The following is a 7,676-nucleotide window of genomic DNA, read 5'->3' on the forward strand; positions in this document are numbered from 1 at the left end:
ACCAGCATGCAACTATCCCTAGTTATGCCGAACTATCCGACCCGAACATGCCCCTGATCAGGCGCTCCCGCACAACATCGGCATAACTCCGACATCAAGATAATCCACGGCGGCGTGCTGGCGGTGCTCGATGTCGGCGTCGATCGTGTCCAGGGTGCTGTTGGTGATGAACGCGTGATACCGCCACGTGTCGAACAGCGTGTCCTGCCCGGTCTTCGCGTGCTCGTTCAGTCGCTTCACGCGCCGCACCACGAGCCGGCACGGCACCTGCTGGCCCTTCTTCTTCGAGGTGAACGCGACGAACGGGATCTCGGCGACCCCGGCGTCAGAGACCAGCATGAGTGCTGGAGTCAAACGGCGGCGTTGCTTGATCACTTCGTCTCGCTGGTTCGCGGTTGCCACGGCGGGTCAGAACCGGGGCCACGTGACTGGGAGCCACACGAGCGCCAGACCGACCATGGTGACGACGGCGCTCAACGCTGCCAGGGTGATTCGCCCGATCAGCTTGGAGGGAAATGCCGCAGTCGCCTGTCCGGCGAGGCCGATGACGACGGCGATACCAACGAGCACCGCACTGGAGAGAACGATCCCCACGGGCTTCATTCCTGAACATTCCGTGGAATCTGCTGTGCAGCTCCGGAACGGGCCACCCTGACCGCTGGTGTCGTAGTCGTGCAGGCTGATCGAGAGCCAGAACATCGCCATGAGGTTGATCGGCAGCGCGACGCAGGTCAGCACGACCGTGAGCGCAGGGCCGAGAACCCGGCGAGCCCGCACGCGTCGTGCGTCGGCCTCTGTGGGGACCGCGGGCATCACCTCAGCCACCCTGCCCAGGCAGCGCGCTGACCGCGATCAGCGAGCCGGCCTCGTCGCACGCGAGCCCGACATCACCCACGGCGCGTTGGAACTCCGTGTTCTCGTAGCCAATGCCGCCCGAGGAGACCGCTCGCTGCGCATCCTTGATGGCCGGCGACACGTCGGTGGCCCCGAGGACCATGTACCTCCAGCCATCCTCGACGGCCGCAACCCGCGACGCGTACTCGACGTCATCGATCAGCCCCTGCTCGTGCTCCCAGTCGGAGCGATACCGGACCCCCTCGAGCGCGCTCACCTGACCGCACAGGTGGCGCTCGTCGGCGTCAGGCGGCATCAGCTCGGCGTCGGCGGGAGGCTTCGTCGTCTCGGGTGCCGACTTCCCCGTCGGTGCGGTTGCTGCGGGGCTCGTCGTGCAGGCAGTCAAGGTAAGCGCAAGCACGGTCAGCGTGATCGCCAGCGCAGCTCGTTGGTTCCCACACTTCATGCCGTCGGCTCGCTGTCGGCCGCTGGCAGGTACGCGGTGATATCGATCGAGGTGTGCGGGGGCATGCTGATTGCGGCCGGATCGGCGGAGTGCACTTCGCCGTGGTCGTAGGGTGTCACGTCGTCTCATCTCTGTTTGTGGCCGTGGTGCTACCGGAAACGTACGTCGCGCATACCCGCTTCGGCGATACGACCTTCGCAACATTCATCTGCTCAGTCGCTCGTCGGCGGCCCGCCTGGGTCACCAGTCGAGTTGGTACCACGGCCCTCCCCCGGGCGTGCGGCTGAATGTCAGGTGGTGGCCGATCGGAGTGCGTTGCAGCACGTACTCTCCGGTCCCTGCGTGCGCGACGTTCGGGTCGGTCGTGAGGACGGATACGCCGTCCGAGTACCAGGGGCCGCCGGCAGGCTCGAGGACGGTGTAGTCGGTGTGATGCCCGGTGATCGCGCGCACGAGGAACGGCGTACCGTCGTCTGCGGTGATCGTGACGTACTGCCTCACTGTCGCAGTCACGGTGGAGATGTAGAGCAGGATGATGAGTGCGACTCCGCACACGGTGGCGAGTGGGCCCAGCACCCACGCAGCGGCACGTTCGAGCCTCCGGGACGCCCAGGCCAGCTGATGCGCGATCGTTCCCAGTGTCATGCAGATGGACGCCAGGAAGAGGAGGTGCATCGTGGGCCGCCACTGGACGGCGCCGACCGAGAAGATCACCACCTCGTAGCCGGGCCGCTCGAGATGCTCCAAGACGAGCAACGCGCTCAACGCGGTGCCGGCCGCGAAGATCGCGATCCACCGAATGACCGTGCGGATGAGACTGGACGGCCTCGAAGGCGACCCAGCCGAGCTCGCCGGTGCCGGTGCCGCCCCAGCACCCTCGTTCGGGCCAGGGTTGCGTTGAGGTTCGCTCATGGTCGGGCGGAGTCGATCTCACCGAGCCGTGACGCCTTGGCGACGGCTTCGGTACGAGACGTCGCGCCGAGCTTGGCGAAGATGTTGGTGTTGTGCCGCTTGACGGTGCCGACCGAGATCGACAGCGACCGGGCGATGTCGTCATTGGACCGGCCCTGCGCGATCAGCCGCATCACCTCCTTCTCTCGCAGCGAGAGCACCGAAGCCGAGTGCTCCATTCCGGGGACGGGGCCCGGTGTGGCGACGGCGGAGTGGATCGCATCGACCAGTTCGCTGGCAGGGGCAGACTTCGACACGAACCCGGCCGCGCCGGCCGCCCGCAGGTGGTTCGCGAGGACCCGGTCTCGGTGCATGGTGACGATGAGGATCCGTGTTCCCGGGGCCTCCGCCCGTACCCGGCTGATCGTCGAGAGGACGGGGATGCCCGGCATCTCGACGTCGAGCAGCAGCACATCCGGTCTGGTTGCGATCGTCTGCTCGTAGGCCTCGTCGTGGGTCGCTGCCTCGCCGACCACTCGTACTCCGTCGGCGGCGGTGAGCATCGCACGCAAGCCTCCGCGGAAGAGCTCGTGGTCGTCCGCGATGACGACCGAGACGGATGCCGCGCCGGTCACGTCGTACCCCGGTCGACGAACGGCAGGTTCAGTCGAATACCCGCAGTGCCGGGCGCGTGGAGGAACTCGACGGTGGCTCCGATCGTGCCGGCACGTTCGGCGATCCCTCGAAGGCCGAGCGAGGTGGGCCTGCGGGTGTCGTCGTCGTAGCCGAAGCCATCATCGGTCACCGTGACCTGCAGCTGACTCGGCGACCACTCGAGTCGCGCCTGTACCGCGGTTGCCTGCTGCGCGTGCGTGCGGGCATTGCGGGTGGCTTCGGTGACGATCGTGAACAGCTCCTCACGGGCAAGGTCACTCAGGGGCCTCACCTTACCGACCTGCGTGACGTGAACCGGAAGCGTGCCACGTCCGCCGGTGGCGTACGCGTACTCCTCGATGGCCTCGGCCAGCTCCATGTCTCCGACCTGCGCTTTGAGGTCGACCGCGATGTCCTGTGTGTCCATGAGCGCGCCACGGAGGACGCCGATCGCCGTGGCGACATCTTCGTCCGGCCGGCGCAACTGGACCGCTTCCAGCCGCTGCACGCCCGCAGCGATCCCATGCGCAATGCGATCATGCAGCTCACGCGCCAGACGCGACCTCGCCTCGCGATCCGACGAGCGGAGCTGATCACGGAGCACCTCCACATATGCAATCGCACCGGGCGGGAACCGCCGCCAGATCGCATGATGCAGCGCACGGGCGACCTCCAGGTCTCGACGTTCTCCGGATGCTTCGGCGATCGCGTCGGCGACGATCGGGAGCGCGACGCCGAACAGCACCTCCGCCGCCATCAGCGGCTCCGACGGATCGATGTCCAACGCGGCGGACCGTTGACCGTGCGCACTCAACACGTCGGCGTCACCGTACTCGACCGATACCAACTCCGGAGGGGCGACATCGCCATCCAACCCTGAGATCGCTTCGGCGAGGATCGACTGAACTTGGAACTCCAGCCCGCCGTCGAGCGCCTCGGCGGTCGCCAGCGCGCTTCTACGCTCAATCAGCCGCAGATGCAGCTCGGCGATCACCGCGTCCGAGACCGTGGCTACATCCATCCGCATGGTCGTCCAGCGCCACCCCTCGTTGATCTCCGAGCGACCGTCGACAGCGCGCTCCTCTGGACGGTACCCCGAAGCGCGTCACCCGGCGATACGACTTCCGGCACATTGCTGGCCGGATGGGATGCGCCGGCCGAGAGGCTCGCGTCCACCCGGCGCGCACACGTTCGCGGTTCTCCTGACGACGGTGCGGGTGATGACGCATTCGAGCACCCGTATAGCCGAAGGGAACGCCACAATTTGTGACTATTAAGTGACTACGAGGACGGATTCGCAATCGAAAGCGACGTGCTCTGAGATGCAGAAATCCCAGATCAACACGATATCGTCTTCGATCGCGATTCCGTGGACTGTTTCCTGAGCAGATCCGCCCACGCGACACGAGTCAGGGCCACATCCCACTGTGCAGAAAATTGTCTGACCAGGGCATTTATCAGAGAGCCGATGACGGGAATCGAACCCGCGCTGTCTGCTTGGGAAGCAGAAGATATCCAGTAGTGATTCACTCGGCTTCACTCGCGCTCACGAGCCCCGGAATCTCGGGGGAGTGTGAACTCGAGTGAATCAACGTGATGCCGACTTTGTGACTATTAAGTGACTACGAGCGCCCGTTGGCACCCCTCCAGTTCGTGAACTGGGGCCGCCAAGGAGACTACCAGCGGAAGGATCCGCGCGGCCGTCGTGTGGCATCGAGCCCGTCGGGGTTCCATCCTCGTTTGGTGAAGTAGGCCTTCAGGCGGAGTTCGGCGTCGTGTTCGTCGTCGGCGCCCCATCGGTTGATGGCCATTTCGATGAGCGCGACGCGGGCTCGGGGCTGATCGGTGTCGATCGCGTAGGCGATGAACTCGGGCGGCTTCTGTACGTCGCAGAGCCCGCTCGTGCGCAGTTCATGGAAGAACCCGTTGTCATCGGTCAAGATGACGTCGGCCCCGCCGTGCAGGGCTGCAGCGGCGACGTGGCGATCCTTGGCGTTGACGGCGAGCCGCACCTCGATATCGACGAGCCCGGACCACTGAACGGATGCCTCCGGGAATGCCGTGTTCATCTGCTCCACGAGGTGGCTGCGCCGATCTTCCGTCATCGCCGAGGGGAGATGACGCGCCATCTCCTCAAGCACCAGTGGGCTCCACAACGGTTCGAACATTCCGGCCTCTGCGAGCGTCAACAGCACATCGCGTGGCCGCGCTTCGACGAGGATCTGCGCGTCGATGAACGCTCGGAACCCCACGGTCTAGAAGTCGTCGCCGTCGTAGAGGCCAGCCTCTCGCGAAACGCGCGCCACCTCGTCGAGCGCCGCCCGCCGGCGGTGCCGGAAGGCCTCGGCGAACTTCACGAGCTCCCCGAGCCGGATCCGGCGGTGGGTGCCGCGGAACTCACACGGAAGCTCGCCAGCCTCGAGCAGCTGCACCAGGTACGTGCGGGAGACACCGAGCAGTTGCGCAGCCTGCGAGGTCGTGAGCATCGTCTCCAGCGATCCGACCACGACGCCTTCGCCACGCGCGAAGCGATGCAGCACGTCCGCGATCGCTTCGCGAACCTGTTCCGGAAGCCCAGTCAGCAATGGGCCGGCGACCGCCGTGTCCGAAGCTTCGATCGCGTCGGCAGCCGCGTTCAATTGGGTCTCGTCGCGGTCGGCAACCGGATCTATCCCTAACGGTATCAGCAGAGACATGACCTGCACCTCCTGACACAATTCTACCCGGCCTATCTCACATAAACGCAACCAATGTTTGGCGAGTGCAGAGGGTTCAGGCGGACGATTCGTATTGATCCGGGGGGCGGCGGTGAGGTGGAGCGATCGGATCGGCAGGAAGCCATCGAGGAGGCTCCCCGATCTGGAGGGGGTTGACGGCGGAGTGGATCATGGCCCCGGCCTGTGGAATGGCTCGAATCGAATCGGAGTGCGCCGCGCTCAGCCGCCCTGTCCGGGCAGGGCGCCGATCGCGAAGAGCGAGCCGGCGGCATCGCAGGCTCGCGCGAGCTCGTCCATGGCGATCTGGAAGTCCGTGTTCTCGTAGTTGATGTCTCCATAGACGAGGGCGCACTGCACGTCCTTTCACGGCCGGCGTGACGTCGCTGCCGCCGGTGGGGAGGTACCTCCAACCGTCCTCGATCGCTGCCAACCGACAGGTATCCCGTCGAAGCGGTTGTGCCGGCTTCGGTCGTCCTGGAGAACGTGATCGCGGACATCCCGGACCGAGCGTCAAGGGGAATGTTCGACTTCAACCGACCGGAAGTGCTTGTTGCTCGAGTGGTTCTGCAACTGATGCTCAAGCTGGAACTTGAATCATCGGGGGCTGTGGGCGTTCGCTCATCGCTGGATCCTTTCGGGCTCGCACAGACGCACCTCGGCGTCGTGGGGGAGGTTCACGATGTACGCGCCGCCATTTCGGTGTAACCGAGGATCGCACCCAGTAGGCGAGAAGCCACGAGGACTCCGCCAAGACTCTGTTGAGCTCGGACTTTCGGCACTCGTGGCTCGGCTGCCCATTCAAGAGTAGGAAGGGATCATGGGCGACATCGAGACCACCAGCTGGCGGCGCTTCCGGGCTTGGGTGAGGAAGGCCAACGGGTCGATCGACGCGCCGGATGTGGCCATCACCAAGATCACCAGGGCGAATCGCTACGGGAAGACCTGAGGGACGTCACGTTGGTGTGGCGCCCAGAGCTTGGCGGATGGCGCATTCATCGTATTGGCGAGCCCGCTCCGCCCCATTTGCTGCGGCGTACGGATTCTGACGGTACAGCGCCGCGGTACGACACGGACGTCGAGGTCGACATCGCTCGCGATTGAGCGCGGATCCGGGGCCAGGCCGTCGGCGGTGCCCGCCAGTCGATCCCAAGTTGCCAGCGCGACTACCCCGGGCCGACGACGGCCGGGGTTCCGCTCTCGATGACGAACTCGCCGATCTGGGTGGTGCCGTCGGCTTCGTAGACCGGGACGGTGAAGGTCTTGCCGGCGCGTTCCTCTTGCCACCTGATTGCGTCCTCTGGTGAGGTGAACTCGCGGGCTGCGGCGGTGCCGTCGGCTTCCTCGAGCTCGGCGCGGTGGACGTAGCCTTGCCGGCCGTTGGTGGCGACGACGGCGATCAGGTCAGGGATGCCGTTGGGGTTCTTGTCGCGCGTCACCGCGTCCCGGGACGCTTCTCGGTGTCCGCGCTCTCGGAGATCTGCTCCAAGAGCGCGTGCAGTTTTCCCATGATCTCCAGCGCGGCCTCCGCAGTATCACGCTCCTTCTCGGCCCGACGCAGCTGCGCCTTCAACCGGGCATTCTCGGCCTGCGCCGCGTTCGGGCGGCCGACCGCCGCGCCCGGCCTCTTCCCCTCCAGGAGGCCCGCGTCCCGCTGCTTACGCCACTCCGAGATCAACGACGAATACAGACCCTCCCGGCGCAGGAACGCGCCGCCCTGCCCGGTCTCGCACGCGGTCTCGTACTCGGACAGATACTTCAACTTCTGTGCCGGCGTGAACGAACGCCGACGCGCAGGCACGTCCGGGTTCGAGGGTGCGTTCACGACTCCATCATCCGTCGCGGCCAGCACGACCGGGGAAACAATACTCATCGAAACAGGTGATCCTTCAACGCCCTACAAGGCGGACTTGCTATGAACCGGTGGACTCACCCAACCCTGACACGTAGGGGAGAGCTGACCGCTGTTCTGGATCGCATGGATCATCGGACAGACATCCCCTGACGGGAGCTCTGAATCGCCTGGCTTTCGTTCCAACCTGTGTCCGGGCGCAGCGATCGTCGGCTGACCTGATTCGTGGCCAGCGTAGCCCGCTCGCCCTCGCCAAGTGTGCGGG

12 protein-coding genes, 1 tRNA gene and 1 pseudogene are annotated in these 7,676 nt (G+C 65.5%); 2 read left to right on the top strand and 12 right to left on the bottom strand.

Features of this window, described 5'->3' with window-relative positions:
• Window positions 1-102: 102 nt before the first annotated feature.
• The 10 genes and pseudogenes from IEX31_RS17885 to IEX31_RS17930 all read right to left on the bottom strand — a co-directional run.
• Window positions 103-333, bottom strand: a pseudogene (locus IEX31_RS17885) (IS1380 family transposase); the annotation flags it as partial.
• A gap of 75 nt (window positions 334-408) precedes the next feature.
• Window positions 409-738 (bottom strand): hypothetical protein, encoded by a 330-nt coding sequence (locus tag IEX31_RS17890; RefSeq protein ID WP_188744755.1) that lies wholly within the window; start codon window positions 736-738, stop codon window positions 409-411.
• Between the two features lie 79 nt (window positions 739-817).
• On the bottom strand, window positions 818-1,240 hold the full coding sequence (locus IEX31_RS17895) for a hypothetical protein (RefSeq protein WP_188744756.1): 423 nt from the start codon (window positions 1,238-1,240) through the stop codon (window positions 818-820).
• A 300-nt stretch (window positions 1,241-1,540) separates the two neighbouring features.
• Window positions 1,541-2,212, bottom strand: a complete 672-nt coding sequence (locus tag IEX31_RS17900; RefSeq protein ID WP_188744757.1) for a hypothetical protein — start codon at window positions 2,210-2,212, stop codon at window positions 1,541-1,543.
• A complete protein-coding gene (locus tag IEX31_RS17905; protein WP_188744758.1) occupies window positions 2,209-2,826 on the bottom strand; it encodes a response regulator transcription factor in 618 nt (205 codons plus the stop codon). The genes IEX31_RS17900 and IEX31_RS17905 overlap by 4 nt, the downstream gene beginning before the upstream one ends.
• Window positions 2,823-3,839, bottom strand: a complete 1,017-nt coding sequence (locus IEX31_RS17910) for a sensor histidine kinase (protein ID WP_188744759.1) — start codon at window positions 3,837-3,839, stop codon at window positions 2,823-2,825. Before IEX31_RS17910 ends, IEX31_RS17905 begins: the two co-directional genes overlap by 4 nt.
• 469 nt (window positions 3,840-4,308) lie before the next feature.
• Window positions 4,309-4,380: transfer RNA gene (locus tag IEX31_RS17915), tRNA-Gly, on the bottom strand.
• Window positions 4,381-4,521: 141 nt separating this feature from the next.
• Window positions 4,522-5,097, bottom strand: a complete 576-nt coding sequence (locus IEX31_RS17920) for a PIN domain-containing protein (RefSeq protein ID WP_188744760.1) — start codon at window positions 5,095-5,097, stop codon at window positions 4,522-4,524.
• A 3-nt stretch (window positions 5,098-5,100) separates the two neighbouring features.
• Window positions 5,101-5,562, bottom strand: a complete 462-nt coding sequence (locus tag IEX31_RS17925) for a helix-turn-helix domain-containing protein (protein WP_229662483.1) — start codon at window positions 5,560-5,562, stop codon at window positions 5,101-5,103.
• 219 nt (window positions 5,563-5,781) lie between these two features.
• Window positions 5,782-5,919: a hypothetical protein gene (locus IEX31_RS17930; protein ID WP_188744761.1), complete on the bottom strand. Its 138-nt coding sequence runs from the start codon at window positions 5,917-5,919 to the stop codon at window positions 5,782-5,784.
• Window positions 5,920-6,081: 162 nt separating this feature from the next.
• Here IEX31_RS17930 and IEX31_RS17935 point away from each other — a divergent pair, with 162 nt between their 5' ends.
• Both IEX31_RS17935 and IEX31_RS19365 read left to right on the top strand, forming a co-directional pair.
• Window positions 6,082-6,267, top strand: coding sequence for a hypothetical protein (locus IEX31_RS17935; protein WP_188744762.1), 186 nt, complete (start codon window positions 6,082-6,084; stop codon window positions 6,265-6,267).
• A gap of 112 nt (window positions 6,268-6,379) precedes the next feature.
• Entirely contained in the window at window positions 6,380-6,508 is a 129-nt protein-coding gene (locus IEX31_RS19365) for a hypothetical protein (protein ID WP_268237015.1), read from the top strand.
• A 217-nt stretch (window positions 6,509-6,725) separates the two neighbouring features.
• Here IEX31_RS19365 and IEX31_RS17940 read toward each other — a convergent pair whose 3' ends face one another.
• Entirely contained in the window at window positions 6,726-6,998 is a 273-nt protein-coding gene (locus IEX31_RS17940) for a hypothetical protein (RefSeq protein ID WP_188744763.1), read from the bottom strand.
• Window positions 6,995-7,384 (bottom strand): hypothetical protein, encoded by a 390-nt coding sequence (locus tag IEX31_RS17945; RefSeq protein WP_188744764.1) that lies wholly within the window; start codon window positions 7,382-7,384, stop codon window positions 6,995-6,997. The genes IEX31_RS17940 and IEX31_RS17945 overlap by 4 nt, the downstream gene beginning before the upstream one ends.
• Between the last annotated feature and the right edge of the window lie 292 nt (window positions 7,385-7,676).

Source organism: Agromyces bauzanensis (assembly GCF_014645655.1).
GTDB classification, from domain to species: Bacteria; Actinomycetota; Actinomycetes; order Actinomycetales; family Microbacteriaceae; genus Agromyces; species Agromyces bauzanensis.